This is a genomic window from Rhizobium ruizarguesonis, from assembly GCF_012349115.1.
In the GTDB taxonomy this organism is placed as follows: Bacteria; Pseudomonadota; Alphaproteobacteria; order Rhizobiales; family Rhizobiaceae; genus Rhizobium; species Rhizobium ruizarguesonis.
The window spans coordinates 69,322-85,940 of record NZ_PQIG01000083.1 but is presented as its reverse complement, the minus strand read 5'-3'; the positions used below and the strand labels follow the sequence as shown (position 1 = coordinate 85,940).

13 protein-coding genes are annotated in these 16,619 nt (G+C 61.6%); 5 read left to right on the top strand and 8 right to left on the bottom strand.

All coding sequences use genetic code 11. The features are described from left to right. Positions 1 to 303: 303 nt before the first annotated feature. From C3Y91_RS19555 to C3Y91_RS19545, 3 genes are all read right to left on the bottom strand, one after another. Positions 304 to 1,251, bottom strand: coding sequence for a substrate-binding domain-containing protein (locus tag C3Y91_RS19555; protein WP_018072728.1), 948 nt, complete (start codon positions 1,249 to 1,251; stop codon positions 304 to 306). Between the two features lie 69 nt (positions 1,252 to 1,320). Further along, complete coding sequence (locus C3Y91_RS19550) at positions 1,321 to 2,325, bottom strand: ABC transporter permease (RefSeq protein ID WP_018486227.1); 1,005 nt, start codon at positions 2,323 to 2,325, stop codon at positions 1,321 to 1,323. Positions 2,326 to 2,403: 78 nt separating this feature from the next. Further along, positions 2,404 to 3,930, bottom strand: coding sequence for a sugar ABC transporter ATP-binding protein (locus C3Y91_RS19545; RefSeq protein ID WP_168275420.1), 1,527 nt, complete (start codon positions 3,928 to 3,930; stop codon positions 2,404 to 2,406). A 171-nt stretch (positions 3,931 to 4,101) separates the two neighbouring features. Here C3Y91_RS19545 and C3Y91_RS19540 point away from each other — a divergent pair, with 171 nt between their 5' ends. Continuing rightward, positions 4,102 to 5,133: a LacI family DNA-binding transcriptional regulator gene (locus C3Y91_RS19540; protein ID WP_018486225.1), complete on the top strand. Its 1,032-nt coding sequence runs from the start codon at positions 4,102 to 4,104 to the stop codon at positions 5,131 to 5,133. A gap of 81 nt (positions 5,134 to 5,214) precedes the next feature. Here the strand turns inward: C3Y91_RS19540 and xylA are convergent, their stop codons facing one another. From xylA to C3Y91_RS19515, 5 genes are all read right to left on the bottom strand, one after another. After that, positions 5,215 to 6,525 (bottom strand): xylose isomerase, encoded by a 1,311-nt coding sequence (xylA, locus tag C3Y91_RS19535; protein WP_130656257.1) that lies wholly within the window; start codon positions 6,523 to 6,525, stop codon positions 5,215 to 5,217. A gap of 48 nt (positions 6,526 to 6,573) precedes the next feature. Continuing rightward, complete coding sequence (xylB, locus tag C3Y91_RS19530; RefSeq protein ID WP_130691268.1) at positions 6,574 to 8,025, bottom strand: xylulokinase; 1,452 nt, start codon at positions 8,023 to 8,025, stop codon at positions 6,574 to 6,576. A 21-nt stretch (positions 8,026 to 8,046) separates the two neighbouring features. After that, positions 8,047 to 9,069 carry a LacI family DNA-binding transcriptional regulator gene (locus C3Y91_RS19525; RefSeq protein WP_027689363.1) on the bottom strand — a complete coding sequence of 341 codons (1,023 nt, stop codon included), beginning with the start codon at positions 9,067 to 9,069 and terminating at the stop codon, positions 8,047 to 8,049. 247 nt (positions 9,070 to 9,316) lie between these two features. Further along, a complete protein-coding gene (locus C3Y91_RS19520; protein WP_027689364.1) occupies positions 9,317 to 10,915 on the bottom strand; it encodes a DHA2 family efflux MFS transporter permease subunit in 1,599 nt (532 codons plus the stop codon). A 27-nt stretch (positions 10,916 to 10,942) separates the two neighbouring features. Continuing rightward, a complete protein-coding gene (locus C3Y91_RS19515) occupies positions 10,943 to 12,157 on the bottom strand; it encodes an HlyD family secretion protein (protein WP_027689365.1) in 1,215 nt (404 codons plus the stop codon). Positions 12,158 to 12,308: 151 nt separating this feature from the next. Between C3Y91_RS19515 and C3Y91_RS19510 the strand changes: the two genes are divergently transcribed. From C3Y91_RS19510 to gltX, 4 genes are all read left to right on the top strand, one after another. Further along, positions 12,309 to 12,989: a TetR/AcrR family transcriptional regulator gene (locus tag C3Y91_RS19510; RefSeq protein WP_018072719.1), complete on the top strand. Its 681-nt coding sequence runs from the start codon at positions 12,309 to 12,311 to the stop codon at positions 12,987 to 12,989. A gap of 105 nt (positions 12,990 to 13,094) precedes the next feature. Further along, positions 13,095 to 13,934: an AraC family transcriptional regulator gene (locus C3Y91_RS19505; protein WP_024322924.1), complete on the top strand. Its 840-nt coding sequence runs from the start codon at positions 13,095 to 13,097 to the stop codon at positions 13,932 to 13,934. 216 nt (positions 13,935 to 14,150) lie between these two features. Beyond that, positions 14,151 to 14,900: a TerC family protein gene (locus C3Y91_RS19500; RefSeq protein WP_018072717.1), complete on the top strand. Its 750-nt coding sequence runs from the start codon at positions 14,151 to 14,153 to the stop codon at positions 14,898 to 14,900. 245 nt (positions 14,901 to 15,145) lie between these two features. Then, the gene (gene gltX / locus C3Y91_RS19495) at positions 15,146 to 16,612 is read left to right on the top strand and encodes a glutamate--tRNA ligase (protein WP_168575709.1); all 1,467 of its coding nucleotides are present in this window, start codon (positions 15,146 to 15,148) and stop codon (positions 16,610 to 16,612) included. Positions 16,613 to 16,619: the final 7 nt, after the last annotated feature.

Here is a 16,619-nt window from a genome sequence, read left to right as displayed (position 1 = left end):
TATCGCCCGCGAACTGGCCAAGGAAAAGGCCGGGGCCCTTGATCGTCTTCATGTCAGATTCCTCCCTGAATATCGACCGTAAACGTTTCTGAAGTGTTGTAGCACGCATTTTGGCGGGAGCAAGACGCCTCCTCGCCCTTGCCGTCGGATCTGGCGCGGGGCCAGATGCGGTATGGCTGCGACCTAATCATGACCGGCTTTGGTCGGCAAGAGGTACGTGCCGCATTTTCGCAGACACGCCCGAAGCAAGGCATAAAAAATGCGCCCATCCTTTCGAATGGGCGCATGTCTCCAGTCAATCGATCAGAACGGAGAATCCGGGAAGTAGAAGTCCTTGGCATTGTCCTTGGTGACGAGCGTCGCGTCGAGGATGTAGCTGCCGTGAACCGGGACCTGATCATAAAGTGCCGCCGCCGTCAGCTCCATCGCCGTGCCGACCATTGCCGGCGGATAGAGAACGTCGACCGGGATCAGCTTGTCGCCGTCCATGACCTTCTTGACCATGTCCTTGGAACCGGCGCCGGCAACGACATACTTGATGTCGGTGCGCTTGGCTTGCTCGATCGCCTGCAGAACGCCAACAGCCATGTCGTCGTCCTGGCACCATACGACGTCGATCTTCTGGTACTTGGTCAGGTAGTCCTGCATGACCTTGAAGGCATCGTCGCGGTTCCAGTTGCCGTACTGGCGGTCGAGAACCTTGACGTTCGAGCCGGCAATGCCCTTGTCGAAGCCGTCCTGGCGCTGCTGGTCGATCGGGATCGGCAGACCGCGGATGATGACCACTTCGGCGTCCGGCGTGGTGTCCTTGATGTACTTGCCGGCGACTTCGCCGAGAGCCGGGTTGTTGCCGGCGACATAGAGGTCGCGCACGGAATTGTCGTTGTTGCTCGGCGCGCGGTCGACGAGAGCGACGAACTTGCCCTTGCCCTTGACTTCCTTGATGGCGTTGACAAGCGGATCCGGATCCGACGGCAGGATAACGAGGGCGTCGATGCCCTGCGTATCGAGATCCTGCACAGCGTTGGCCTGGCTTGCGGCGTCCGGCGAGGTCTTGACGATGACGTTGAGACCGGGATGTTCGGCCATCAGCAGCTTGGCGACGCGCTCGGCATGGAACACCACGCCCGACGTCCAACCGTGGTCGGCGGCCGGAATGGATACGCCGATCGTGAATTTCTTGTCCTGGGCGTGAGCGGCGCCGGCGAACGTCACCGCCGCAACCGCCAGGCCCAACATCAATTTACGCATGCTATTTCCTCCCAATAATTTCAGGGACTTTTCCATATCGGGACCGGACGCCCTGTAAGCCCGATCAATTCATGATTTGCGCACCAGCGAGCGCTGGACGAACATGGCGATGATGATGATCGCACCCTGGATGGCGCCGATCAGATACTCGCTGATGAAATTCGAAAGCAGCATGATGTTGCCGACCAGTTCGAGAATGAAGGCGCCGCAGATCGTGCCCCAGACCCTGCCCGCGCCGCCCTTGAGCGCCGTACCGCCGACCACGACGGCCGTAATCGCCTGCAGCTCCCACAGGATGCCCGTCGTCGCCGACGTCGAGCCGAGACGGGGAACATAGAGCAGCACGGCAATGGCGACGCACAATCCCTGGATGACGAAGGCGATCGTCCGCACACGGTTGACCGCGATACCTGAGTAGCGGGCGACATCGCTGTTTGATCCCACAGCGACGACGTGGCGCCCGTAGCGGGTGCGATAGAGGATGAAGGCCGCAACCGCCGTCACTGCCAGGATCACCACGATCGGCACCGGTATGCCGGCGACATTGCCGAAATAAGCAGGGCGATAGAGCGTCTGGATATCGGCGGAGCGAAGCGTGATCGCACCGCCCTGCGACAGCCATGTCGTCAGGCCGCGATAGATGCCCATCGTGCCGAGCGTCGCGATGAAGGGCTCGATCTTGCCCACCGTCGTGATCAGGCCGTTCGCCAGGCCGCAGAGCGCGCCGGCGACGATCGTGAAGACGACCGCGACCACGAGCATCAAAGCCGGGTTTGCGATGGCGCCCGAATTCATCAGCAGGATCATCAGGCTGGCGACGAAGGCCACCATCGAGCCGACAGACAGATCGAGGTCGCCCGCTGATATCACGAAGGTCGCACCGACCGCGATGATGGCGATGAATGCGCTGCGCGTCGCGACATTGGCAAGATTGGTGATGCCGATGAAATTGGGATTGACCAGGGCTCCGACGATCAGCAGCAGCGCAAGGGCGACGAAGGGCGCGACCGCACGCAGGTCGACATCCCGCCAGGATCGGCGCCGGATTTCCCTGGTCTCCTCGTTGACACTCATTTCCAAAACCAACCTCCCGTCCCATATTTTCTGGGAATCTTATCTATCGTCCTGATCGGCAAAGCCCTGCTTCAGCCCTCAGGCGGCCGCCTTCCTCTTGAGCCCGGCGGCGTAACGCATGATCTCCTGCTCGGAAATCTCGTCGCCCTCGAGCACGCCGACGATACGCCCTTCGCGCATCACCGCCACTCTCGTGCAGAGGCCGATGACCTCCGGCATCTCCGAGGACACGACGATGATCGACCGGCCGTCCCGGGCGAGCGCCGAGATGAAATGATAGATCTGCTGCTTGGTGCCGACATCGATGCCGCGCGTCGGCTCGTCGATGATGATGATCTGAGGCTCGGTCTCCATGACCTTGGCCAGCAGCAGCTTCTGCTGGTTCCCCCCCGACATCCGGCCGGCGACGATATTGCCGTCGCGAACCCTGATATCGAAGCGGCGCTTGGCCTTTGCCATCGCGGCCGCTTCGCTGCCCGGGCTGAGATAACCGTGACGCGCGTGCCTTCCGAGCGATTGCAGTGTCAGATTGGTCACCATGCCGGAGCGCAGCAGCAGGCCTTTCGACTTGCGGTCCTTGGTCATGTAGGCGAGCCCACAACGATTGGCGGCATGCACATCGCCGGACGGAACCGTTTCCCCCTTGATGACCACCTCGCCCTCGAGACGGGTCCGCAATCCGGCGATCGCTTCCATCAGTTCGGTGCGGCCGGAGCCGATCATGCCGGAAAAACCGATGATCTCGCCCTTGCGCACCTCGAAGCTCGCGTCCCTCACATAACCCGTCGACACCGAGGCGACGCTGAGGACGATCTCCTCGTCGACATCAGGCTCGACCTTGGCGGGATAGAGGCTGGAGAGTTCGCGGCCGACCATCAGCTGCGCGATCGATTCCCCGTCCAGAATGGACGTCGCCGAAGTCTTGATCCACTGGCCGTCGCGCAGCACCGTGACGCGGTCGGTCAGTTCCATCACCTCGTCGAGCTTGTGGGACACGAAGACGAAGCTGGTACCCTGGTCGCGAAGTTTGCGAACCTGCTTGAATAGCATATTGGTCTCTTCCCGCGACAGCACCGCGGTCGGCTCGTCCATGAACACCACCCGCGCGTCGCGGCTGATCGCCTTGGCGATTTCGACCATCTGCTTGTCGGCGATGGAAAGCGTGCTGATCAGTGCATTCTCATCGACATGCGAACCGAGCACGTCGAGAACCTTGCGTGTCTCCGACCGCATATATTTGCGGTCGAGCATGCCGAAACGGGTGACTTCACGCCCGAGGAAGAGGCTCTCCGTCACGGTCAGATGTTCGGCGAGGTTGAATTCCTGGTGAATGATGACGATGCCGAGCGCCTCGGCGGCGCCGTTGGGCGGCAGGACGACGGGCTTGCCGTCGAGCAGGATTTCGCCGGAACTCGGCTGTTCGAAACCGGACAAAACCTTGACAAGCGTGGACTTGCCGGCGCCATTTTCACCCATGAGCGCATGGATTTCGCCGGCGCGGAGATCGAAGTTCACGCTGAAGAGGACCTGCACTCCACTGAAGGATTTGCATATGCGCCTGGCGGACAGCACCACGGGTGCGGTGTCGGCGATCTCCACGGTCATCTGATCCTCCCCAAAGCGGCTCCCCGTCCGCTCTGAAGCCTTATGTAAACCTTTACATACATCGTGTAAAGGTTTACATCGTTGATTTACACAGATCAGTTGAAGCCTGCCTTTGACCTCTCGACAAGTCTGTGTAGTGTCGCGGCGAAGACAGCCCCAAGGCAGAGCCCAGTGTCGAATTCCACGCCCGCAACCATCGAAGACGTCGCCCGGATCGCCGAGGTCTCCATCGCGACGGTTTCCCGGGCAATCCATATGCCGGAGAAGGTCGCCAACTCCACGCGCCTCAAGGTCAACCAGGCGATCGCCATCACCGGCTATACGACGAATGCCATGGCGCGCAGCCTGAGGCTCGGCCGCTCCAACATGATCCTCGTCGTGGCGCCCGATATCGGCGATCCCAATTTCTCCAACATTCTCGTCGGGCTGGAGAACGAAGCACGCGCACACGGCTACGGCATCCTGATCGGCCACACGCAGAACGATGCCCAGCGCGGCTTGGAATATCTGAAATTCTTCAATTCCAACCAGGCGGCCGGATTGATCCTCTTCACCGGCATCCTGCCCTTCGGGCATCAGACGATGACCGCGCGGCTACCGCCGAGCGTCGGCGTTTTCGAGCCCGTCTTCAACGGCGGCATTCCCTATGTCGGCGTCGACGACACCGAAGGCGCTCGGAAAGCGGTGGACCTGCTGCTGGCCGAAGGGCATCGCAAGATCGCCTTCATCGGCGATTCACGCACCCGGCTTGCCTATACCAGGCGTCGCATGGGGTACGATGCCGGCCTCGACGCCGCCGGCATCCCGCCCGACACCAGGATCGTGCTCGAAGGTGACGGCACGATCGAAAGCGGGCGGCATGCGGTCGAACAGCTTTTCATGCGTGACACGCTTCCGACCGCCTTCATGTGCGTCAACGACCAGACGGCGATCGGCGTCATGATCGGGCTCGGCGCGCGGGGTTACGACATTCCACGGGATTTCTCGGTGACCGGTTTCGACGACGTGCCGCAGGCAGTCTTCATATCGCCGCCGCTGACCACGATCCGCCAGCCGAGAACGGCAATCGGCAAGCAGGCGATGGCGCTGCTGCTGGAACTCCTGTCCGATGGCCGGCCGACCGAAACGGAAATCCTGCTGAGACCGGATCTGGTGGTCCGAAACTCCGTCTCGGCGCCGTCGCGCAACTGGTTGAAACGGTAAACCGATATAGGCTGAAAGCTTCCGGCCAGCGCCCGGTCAGAAAGGGTTGCGCCGACGGCCGATGACCGCCGGCGCGCTTTATCAGACGTAGCGGTTGACGACGTTCTCCAGCAGTTCCTGCTTGCCGGATCTCGGCTGCGGGTTCACGTCGTGGCTCTCGACATAGTGAGTGATCTCATCCAGCGAATACTCGCCGCGGAAGAGCTTCCGCGCCTCGGCGGATTCCCAGCCGGCATAACGATCGGCGAGCGGCTGCGACAGAGCCTTGTCCTCGATCATCTTGGCGGCGGCCTTCAGGCCGCGGGCGCAGCAATCCATGCCGCCGATATGGCCGATCAGCAGATCCGCCGGGTCGAGAGACTGACGGCGAAGCTTCGAGTCGAAGTTGGTGCCGCCGGTCTTGAAGCCGCCGCCTGCCAGAACATGGTAGTAGGCGAGCGCCATTTCGGGAACATTGTTCGGGAACTGATCGGTATCCCAGCCGGACTGGTAGTCGTTGCGGTTCATGTCGATCGAGCCGAAGATGCCGAGCGCATTAGCAAGCGCCAACTCGTGCTCGAAGGAGTGACCGGCAAGGATCGCGTGGCCCTGCTCGATATTGAGCTTCACCTCGTTTTCAAGGCCGTGCTTCTTGAGGAAGCCATAGACGGTTGCGACGTCGTAGTCATACTGATGCTTGGTCGGCTCCTGCGGCTTCGGCTCGATCAGGATCGTGCCCTTGTAGCCGATCTTGTGCTTGTATTCGACGACGAGGTTGAGGAAGCGTCCGAGCTGGTCGAGCTCGCGGCCGATATCGGTGTTGAGCAGCGTCTCGTAACCTTCGCGCCCGCCCCAGAGCACGTAGTTTTCGCCGCCGAGCTTCTGCGTGGCATCGATGCAGGTCTTTACCGTCGCGGCTGCGAAAGCGAAGACATCGGGATCCGGATTGGTCGCAGCGCCCGACATATAGCGGCGGTGGGAGAAGAGGTTCGCCGTGCCCCAGAGCAGCTTGGTGCCGGTTGCGGCCTGCTTCTCGGCGAAATAGTCGACGATCTCGTTGAGGTTTTTGGTGTTCTCGGCGAAACTCTTGCCTTCGGGACGCACGTCGGCGTCATGGAAGCAGTAGTAGGGCGAACCGAGCAGCGAGAAGAATTCGAAGGCGACGTCGGCCTTGAGCTTGGCGGCCTTCATCGTGTCCTCGAACCAAGGGCGCAGGAAGGTCTGGCCACCGAAGGGGTCGCCGCCCGGCCAAGTGAAGGTGTGCCAGTAGGCCACCGCAAAGCGCAAATGGTCTTCCATGCGCTTGCCCATGACGATCTCGTCCGGCTGGTAGTAGCGGAAGGCCAGCGGATTGGTGCTGTCCGGGCCTTCGTATTTTACTTTCTGGATATCGCCGAAAAATCCGGTGCTCATGTTGATTCTCCTTGGGTTCGTATCTTTTCGAAGTTCTGAATTGTTGGCCTACGCCAGCGACTTTATCGCCGGGTAGAGCGCACGGTAGCGCTTGTAAGCATCCTCATAAGCGCCGCTCAGTGCGGACACCGGTTCGATCGTGCCGGCCGTTACCGGCGGCGTGCAGACGGCAATCGGATCCGCGCCCGTTGCTGCGATCAGGCCGAGGCGGGCGGCGCCGAAGGCCGCGCCGAAATCGCCGTCGGCCGGTAGGTCGACCGGAACGCCGAGCGCGGTCGCGATCGACGCCAGCCAGTAATGCGAGCGCGAACCGCCGCCGATCGCCGTGACCCGGGATATGCCGGTGCCGGCCGAGCGCAGCGCTTCGAGATTGTCGCGAATGGCGAAGGCGACGCCTTCGAGCACCGCCTGGGTGAGAACGACACGGCTGCTCTCATGTTCGAGGCCGATGAAGGCGCCGCGGATGACGGCATCATTGTGCGGCGTGCGCTCGCCGGAGAGATAAGGCAGGAAAGTGACACCGGTGGGCGCCTTCAGTGTCTCGCCGAGTTCGCCGGTGAGATCGGCGGCCGACTTGCCGGTCACACCGGAATGCCAGTTGAGCGCATCGGTGGCCGACAGGATGACACCCATCTGATGCCAGGTGTTCGGCAGCGCGTGGCAGAAGGCATGCACGGCGCTTTCCGGCTTCGGCAGATACGAGCCGTTGGCGGCAAAAAGCACGCCTGATGTGCCGAGCGAGACAAAGGCGGCACCATCGCTGACCGTGCCCATGCCGCAGGCCGAAGCCGCATTGTCGCCGGCACCACCGGCAACGACGACATCACCTGATATGCCCCATTGCGCCGCCAGTTCGGACCGCAGCTTGCCGGCCTGCTCGGTGCCTTCGACAAGCGCCGGCATCTGCTCCTCGGAAAGCTTGGTGGCGGCGAGCAGTTCGGGGGACCAGGCGCGCTTGCCGGTGTCGAGCCAGGAGGTGCCGGCCGAATCCGACATTTCCGAGATATAGTCGCCGGTCAGCCACAGACGCAGGTAGTCCTTCGGCAAGAGCACCTTGGCGATCTTGGCGAAGACATCGGGCTCATGCTTTGCAACCCAAGCGAGCTTCGGTGCCGTGAAACCGGGAAAGACGATGTTGCCGGTGAGCGCGCGAAAGCGCGGATCGGCATCGAGTGCCGCGGCCTCGACGTAGCTGCGCGTGTCGTTCCAGAGAATACAGGGGCGCAGGACTTTGTCGGTGGCATCGATGAGCGTCGCGCCGTGCATCTGGCCGGAAAGGCCGATGCCCTTGACCGCAGCAAGCTCCTTCGGATGTTTCGCCTTGAGGCCGGCGACAGCCTCCTCCGTGGCGCGCACCCAATGGGCCGGCTCCTGCTCCGACCAGCCGGAATGCGGACGCGAGACGTCGAGCGAACCATTGGCCGAGCCGACGATCTTCTGATCACCGTCGATCAGCATCGCCTTGACGCCGGAGGTTCCGAGATCGAGACCCAGATACATGTGGTATTTCTCCCTTTGCCGTTACGGCAGATTGTCTTTCAGGAATATGTCGAGGCGGATGCGCTCCTGCGCTTCGATGACGGCAAGCCCGTCCGCCTTGGCCTTCAGCACGCGTATGGCGCTCCGCACCTCATGGCCGGCATCCTGGTTGAGGATCGCATCGATCGTATTGTCGATGAGTGCTGCCCGCGTGTGGGCGGTCAGTTCGTGGGCAATCACGGTCAGCACGCGGTCGACGGCCTTCTCCTTCAACGCCCGGATCAGGCCGCGATTGCCGGCGCCGAGGCTGTAGACGCCGATGATGCCGGCATTCCCGAGCGCGTCGGCAACGAGCCTGTGGGCGACCTCGGGGTCGTCACGGCCTTCGAGAACCGGCAGGATCGCAAGATCGGGAAATTCCTCGGCTATGACAGCGGTGAAGCCCTCCAGCCGCTCGCGATGGTCGCGCACCAGCATGGAGCCGGCGAGCACGGCGATTTCGCCCTTTCGCGGCCCGAGGAATCGTCCGAGCAGGCGGGCGGCTGTGCGGCCGGCGGCGATATTGTCGACGCCGGCATAGTGATGGCGCAGCGAGCCCGTGAGATCGGAAACCAGGGTGACGATGGGGAAGCGCTCGCGCACCAGCCTGTCGACGGCGGCGCGCACGTCAGGCGCATCGGTCGCAACCAGCGCAATGCCACACGGCTTTTCCCGGGAAAGCCCTTCAAGCACAGCGACGAGGGCTGCGGGATCGAAGGCCGGCACCTCGATGGTGCGGATATCGGTGCGTTCCGCCGACGAGCGGACGATCGCCTGGCGGATCTCCGCGTTGAGCCCGTGCATGAAGGAATTGTCGCTAGCCGGAAGGATGAAGACCAGCGGATAGGTGCGCCCCTTGGCAAGATTGGCGGCGGCGACGTCTCTGACATAACCGAGCTCGCGGATCGCGGTCTCGACCTTTTCGCGCGTGACGTGGCGCACACCGGGCCGCTGGTTGAGAACCCGGTCGACAGTCGCGAGACTGACACCGGCGGCGGCGGCGATATCGTGAACTGTTGGCCTCATCATTCCTCCTGACGAGACCATTAGCGCCAATTTTGATGTACGTAAATCAAAAAATCCAACAGGCCGGTTTCCACGTCGTTTTTTCCGATCCGGCCGGCAATCATCCGACTGATGGCGTAGCGCATAACCCCGAAAATCGGAATCCATTTTCCGGGGTTATGCGCAGATTTAAAGTGTTAGAGGCCGAAATGCGGCAAACAAAAAGGCCCTCCGAAGAGGGCCTTTTCAAGGGGCGACAGGCCGGAGGTCAGTGGCCGCCACCGCCTCCCCCGCCTTGCGGCGCGGGTTTCTTGATCATGGCGACACCGAGGATCATCGCGAGGAAAAGCGCGGTCAGGATCAGGAACACGTCGCTGAAGGAAAGGATGATCGCCTGCTTGGTGGCAAGCCCGACCATCTGCTTGATCGCGACCGAGGCGCCATCCATGCCGTAGGTGTTGAAATTGGCGGCCATGTTGTTCATCTGGTCGATCGCCGCCGGATTGCCCCAGTCCATATTCTCCCGCAGCCGCTCATAATGCACGTCCTGGCGGTTGGTGAGCACGGTGTTGATGACGGCAAGGCCGACTGCGCCGCCGAGGTTTCTGGTCAGGTTGAAAAGGCCGGACGCGCCGCGAATGCGCGAGGGCGGCATCGTGCCGAGCGCGATATTGTTGATCGGCACCATGCACATCATCAGCCCGAAGCCGCGCAAGATCTGCGGGATGAACAGCTCGTAGAAATCCCAATCCGCCGTCAGATGCATCATGATGAAGGTGCCGGCGGCGAAACTGACGAAGCCGATCACCATCATCAGGCGCAGGTCCATCTTGGTCGACAGCCGGCCGGCGATCGGCGCGGTGAAGAACATCGCAAGCCCGGAGACGAACATCGTCTCGCCGATCATCAGAGAATCATAGCCGCGAATGCGCCCGAGATAGACCGGGTAGATATAGGTGAGGCCGTAGAGGCCGATGCCCATAACGAAAGAAAACACCGAGCCGAAGGAGAAATTCCGGTTCGCGAAAGCCTTCAGGTCGACGACAGGGAAATCCACCGTGAAGGCGCGATAGAAGAAGACGACGGCTGCAACGCCGGAGGCAACCGCTGCGATGGTGATGGAACTGTCGTTGAACCAATCGTTCGAATTGCCCTCTTCGAGCACATATTCCAGCGCGCCGAGGAACACGCCCATCGAGATCAGCCCCCACCAGTCGAATTTCTTGAAAAGCGACAGTTCCGGCTTGTCGAAATCGATGAAGTTCCAGGTGACGATCGTGACGATGATGCCGGGAACGATATTGACGAGGAACAGCCAGTGCCAGGAGAAGGCGTGGCTGAGATAACCGCCGACGGTCGGGCCGATGGTCGGTGCCAGCGTCGCGATCAGGCCGATGATCGGCGAGACGATGCTGCGCTTCGAGGGCGGGAAGATGGTGAAGGCAGCCGCGAAGACCGACGGGATCATGCCGCCGCCGATGAAGCCCTGGATGACGCGGTAGACGATCATCTGGTCGATATTCGTCGCCGTTGCCGCAAGCGCGCTCGCCATGGTGAAGCCGGCGGCCGAGATCGCGAAGAGATAACGCGTCGAGATGATGCGCGCCAGCGTGCCGGAAAGCGGGATCATGATCACTTCGGCGATCAGATAGGACGTCTGCACCCAGCCGATCTCGTCGGTTCCGGCCGAAAGGCCGGCCTGGATCTCGGCAAGCGAGGCCGAGACGATCTGGATGTCGAGGATCGACATGAACATGCCGAGCACCATCGCGAAGAAGGCGATGAGCTTCTTCGGATCCATGCGCTCGTCGGCATGAGCAGGCGCTGCCGGAATCGTCCCCGCTGTTGCTGTCGCGCTGCCGGCCATCAGACCACCCCCGCCTTTCCTAGAGGCTTACTTGCTCGGCGCCGTACGGGTGTCGACGTCGACGACGACGCTCAGGCCCGCGCGCAGACGCCCGCTGTCGAGCGCATCCTGCGGCAGCGCGATGCGCACCGGCACCCGCTGGATCACCTTGGTGAAATTGCCCGTGGCGTTTTCCGGCGGCAGCATCGAAAAGACCGAGCCGGAAGCCGGCGCGATCGATTCGACGGTGCCGACGATCGGATGCTCGCTATAGGCATCGACCTGGACGTTGACCTTCGAGCCCGGCACCAGATGCTGGATCTGCGTTTCCTTGAAATTGGCGTCGATGTAGAGCTGGCGCACCGGAACGAGCGCCATCAGGCGCTGGCCGGGAGAGACGAGGTCGCCTTCCTGGACGGAGCGGTTGCCGACAATGCCGTCATAAGGCGCCTTGAGCACGGTGAAAGAAAGGTCGCGGACGGCCTTGTCGCGCGAGATCTCAAGCGAACGGACGGAGCCTTCGGCTTCCTTACGCTGGGCCTGGAGAATGGTGATGTTGGCCTGTGCCGCGGTAATGTTGGCGTCGCCGCCGGCAAGATTGGCCTTGGCCTGGTCGAGGGCGATATTGGCGTTGTCGAGATCGGCGGCAGTGCCGACCGACTTCGCCTGAAGGTCGCTCTGGCGCTTCTGGGTGATCTCGGCACCGCGAACGGCCGCTTCGAGTGCCACCTTCTGCGCCTGCGCCTGCACGAGGCTCGCATTCGCGCCTTCGATCTGCGCGTCGATACGCTGCAGCGAAAGCTGTTCGGTGACGATCTGGGCCTGGGCCAAGTCGAGGGCGTTCTGATAGTCGCCGTTATCAAGCGTGGCAAGCACGTCGCCCGCTTTGACTTCCTGGTTGGCGACAACGTTCACCTTCGCGACGTAGCCCGTGACCTTCGGCGAAATCGTTGCGATATCGCCTTCGATATAGGCGTCGTCGGTCGACACCATGAAGCGGCCGTTCGTCCACCATTCGTAACCATACCAGCCGCCGCCCGCGAGAAGGGCGAGCACGACGATCGGCAGCACCGGGCTGCGGCGCTTCTTCGCAGCCGCGGGTGCGGCGACCGAAGCCGGCGCCGACTGCGCGGGGGCAGACGGCACTTCGCGGGCTTCCGCCATCGGAGCCTCTGCAACGGTCGCGACCTCGGCCTGCGCCTCTTCGGTCCCGGCGTTTTCGCTGACGATCCGCGCGACGTTGCTCTTCTGGTTGCTCGACATGGCCACTTTACCGATCTTGGAGTAAATAATCGAACTGAACGGTTCGGTTCAGTTGACTTAAACCTGTTTTATCGTCATATCAAGATGTATAGAACCAATCGGTTCGATTTCTTTAAAGAAAATGCGAAACCGTCAACACGGTTAAGAGGACATGACGCTGAAACCCGACCACGCTGCCGTATTCAGTCCTCCCGCTGCCGGAGGCCGATTTGCCGCAGGCGAAGATCCGGCCAAGCGCCAGCAGATTCTCGCCGGCGCCAAGCGTGTCTTCATGAAGATGGGTTTTGACGCCGCCAGCATGAACGACGTGACGCGCGAGGCCGGAGTCTCCAAGGGAACGCTCTACGTCTATTTCACCAACAAGGAAGAACTGTTTTCGGCGATGATCGAGACCGAGCGCGCCGCCTTCGTGGCGGCAGTGCGCACGGCGCTTGCCGAACATGACGATCCCGAAGCCGGCCTGTACGAATTCGGGATAAGCTTCGTCACCCATATGACCGATGAGAAGGTCATCAACGCGATGCGCACCGTTCTCGGCGTTCGCGACCGTATGCCGGTGCTCTGTCAACGCTTCTTCAAGGGCCCGGAAAACCTGCGCACCATCATGCGCGACTTCCTGGAACGGCACATCGCCGAAGGCGCACTTGAGATCGACGACATCGATCTCGCTGCCGGCCAGTTCCTCGATCTCGCCAGCGGTAGTTTCTTCAAGCTCCGCCTTTTCGGAAGCATGGAAGAGCCGCCGCCGCGCGACGAAATCGAGCGCGTCATCCGCGGCGCGATCCGGGTCTTCATGGCCGCCTACGGCGCGCGCCGGCACGAGACCGCCTGACCGCACCCTTGACCGTCGCGCTCCATCGGCCAAAATCCCGCAATAGCGATCAAATCCGGCTGCCGGCCTTCCTCTAAGGAAGAAGCTGCAACCAGGAGAATGAGGATGAGCGCCGTCGGACGGGCGATCTGGTTCATCGAGAGCCATTTCGAAAGCGATATATCGCTGGAAGAGATATCGGAAGCAGCCGGATTGTCGCGCTACCATCTGTCGCGCATTTTCGGGCTCGTCACCGGTCACTCGATCAGCGGCTATATAAGAGGGCGGCGCCTAAGCCGCGCCGTGCCCGCGTTACTCGGCAGCTCATCCACCATTCTCGAGGTTGCGCTTTGCGCGGGCTACGGCTCGCACGAGGCCTTCACCCGTGCCTTCCGCGACCAGTTCGGCATGACGCCGGATGCGGTGCGCAGACAGGGGCACGCCCGTAACCTTGTCTTGCTGGAGCCGATCAGAATGGACCCTGCCCACCACAACGACCTCGAACCGCCCCGCTTCGAAACCCTTCAGCCGATGCTCTTTGCCGGTCTGCAGGAGATTTACCCCTATGGCGGCAACGCCGCCATTCCCTCTCTCTGGCAGAAATTCAATGCCCATTTCGGACATATCTCCGGTCAGAAAAGCAATGTCGCCTACGGCATCTGTACGCATATCGACGGCGAAGCGGAGAAATTCCGCTATATGGCCGCGGTCGAGATCTCCGATGCCGACGATCTGCCGGCGGATTTTGCAACGCTCAAACTTCCAGGCCAGCGCTACGTCGTCTTTGCTCATCGCGGCCATGTCTCCGGCATCCCGGCGACTATGAACCGGATATTTGGCGCATGGTGGCCGACCTCGGGCCTAGAGCACGGCGAGACACCCGACATGTTCGAACGCTACGACGAGCGCTTCGACCCCTATACCGGCATGGGCGTCACCGAAATCTGGTTGCCGATCAGAGCATGATGCCAAGTGCGAGCGGTTTTCGGACGACATCATGCTCTAACTCTTTGATTGAGAACAGGATTCAAATTTAAGGCCGACCCCGGCCTTAAATCATCCTGTTCTAGGGAATAAAAGTCACATCGGTTTCGTATACCCCCTTGCGGCGCTTGCCTGGCAGGCCGGCGACATTACATTGCGAGCGTCACTACTCATGTGACGCAAAAGGGATATATGCTGATGCAGGAAATCATGACGCTCATTCAGGATCCGGCCGCCTGGGTGGCGCTCATCACGCTGGTGGTGATGGAAGTCGTTCTCGGGATCGACAACCTGATCTTCATTTCCATTCTCACCAACAAACTGCCGCCCGAGCACCGGGAGAAGGCCCGCAAGATCGGCATCGGTCTTGCGCTCGTCATGCGTCTCGCCCTGCTCGGCACCATCGCCTGGATCGTGCAGCTGACCGAACCGCTGTTTGAAGCCTTCGGCCACGGTTTCTCCTGGAAGGATCTGATCCTGATTGCCGGTGGTCTGTTCCTCGTCTGGAAGGCCACCAAGGAAATCCACCACAGCGTCGATCCGGAAGATCACGGCGAGGACTTCATCGCAAGTTCGGCCACGACAGGCTTTGCATCGGCCATCGGCCAGATCCTGCTGCTCGACCTCGTCTTCTCCGTCGACAGCATCATCACTGCCGTCGGCATGACGCCACATCTGCCGATCATGGTGGTCGCCGTCGTCGCCGCCGTCACCGTCATGCTTGTTGCCGCGACCCCGCTTGCCAACTTCATCGAGAGGAACCCGACGATCGTCATGCTGGCGCTCGCTTTCCTGCTGATGATCGGCACGACGCTGATCGCCGAAGGCATGGGCTTCCATGTGCCGAAGGGCTACGTCTACGCCGCCATGGCCTTCTCGGCGCTGGTCGAGGTGCTGAACATGTTCGCGCGCAACGCCCGCAAGCGAAAACGCGACGCCGCGCATTGAGGCTTGGGCAGGAGGGCGCGGCGGAACTGGCGCGCCCTCACGCATTGCCATCAGGCCGTTCCTGGCGTGTTTTTCTTGACGCGCCCGGTTGAATATGGCCTAAGGCCAGCCGAACGGACGATCGGCGGATAGTGCGGGCGCATGCCCTTTTTCCGGCCGGTTTGCCGATGAAGCTATCTGCATCCTTCCGGCCGTACGTCGCTTTCCCATGAAAGCCGTCCGGCATTCATTGACGGGCACACACAATGACAGTTTCCGGGACAGCTACCGGCGTCCGCGTCCGCATCGCTCCCTCGCCGACCGGCGAGCCGCATGTCGGCACCGCTTACATCGCTCTTTTCAACTACCTTTTCGCCAAGAAGCATGGCGGCGAGTTCATCCTGCGCATCGAGGATACCGATGCGACGCGCTCGACCCCGGAATTCGAAACGAAGGTGTTGGACGCCCTGAAATGGTGCGGGCTGGAATGGAAGGAAGGCCCTGATATCGGCGGCCCCTACGGCCCCTATCGCCAGTCCGACCGCAAGGAAATGTACCAGCCTTACGGGCAGGAATTGCTGGACAAGGGCCATGCCTTCCGCTGTTTCTGCACACGCGCGCGGCTGGAGCAGATGCGCGAAACCCAGCGCGCCGCCGGCAAGCCGCCGAAGTACGATGGTCTCTGCCTCAACCTCACGGCCGAGGAAGTCACCTCGCGTATGGCCGCCGGCGAGACGACCGTCATCCGCATGAAGATTCCGGCCGAAGGCTCATGCGACTTCACGGACGGCGTCTACGGCGATGTCTCCATTCCGTGGGATTCGGTCGACATGCAGGTGCTCGTCAAGGCCGACGGCATGCCGACCTATCATATGGCCAATGTCATCGACGACCATTTGATGAAGATCACCCATGTGGCGCGCGGCGAGGAATGGCTGGCTTCGGTGCCGAAGCACATCCTGCTTTATCGCTATTTCGACTGGGATCAGCCGGTCTTCATGCATCTGTCGCTGATGCGCAATGCCGACAAGTCGAAGCTGTCGAAGCGCAAGAACCCGACCTCGATCTCCTATTACTCCGCGCTCGGCTATATCCCGGAAGCGCTGATGAACTTCCTCGGCCTGTTCTTCATCCAGATCGCCGAGGGCGAAGAGCTCCTTGGTATGGACGAGCTCTCCGAGAAGTTCGACCCGGCAAACCTCTCCAAGGCCGGTGCGATCTTTGACATTCAGAAGCTCGACTGGCTGAACGGCCGCTGGATCCGCGAGAAGCTTTCCGAGGAGGAATTCCAGGGGCGTGTGCTGAGTTGGGCGATGGAAAACGACCGTCTCAAGGAAGGTCTGCGCCTGTCGCAGACGCGCATTTCCAAGCTCGGAGAACTGCCCGATCTTGCCGGCTTCCTGCTGAAGTCCGATCTCGGCCTGCAGCCTTCCGACTTCGCCAAGATTAAGTCGCCGCCGGAAGAGATCCTGGAGATCCTCAACACCGTTCAGCCGGATCTCGAAAAGATCCTGGAATGGAATGTCGAGACGATCGAGGCGGAGCTGCGCGCGATCGCCGACCGCATGGGCAAGAAGCTGAAGGTCGTGGTCTCGCCGCTCTTCGTCGCCGTGTCCGGCTCGTCGCGCTCGCTGCCACTCTTCGATTCCATGGCGATCCTCGGCCGCTCGGTCGTGCGTCAGCGCCTGAAGCTCGCCTCGCAGGCGGTCGCCGCCCTCGTCGGCTCGAAATGACAGCGAA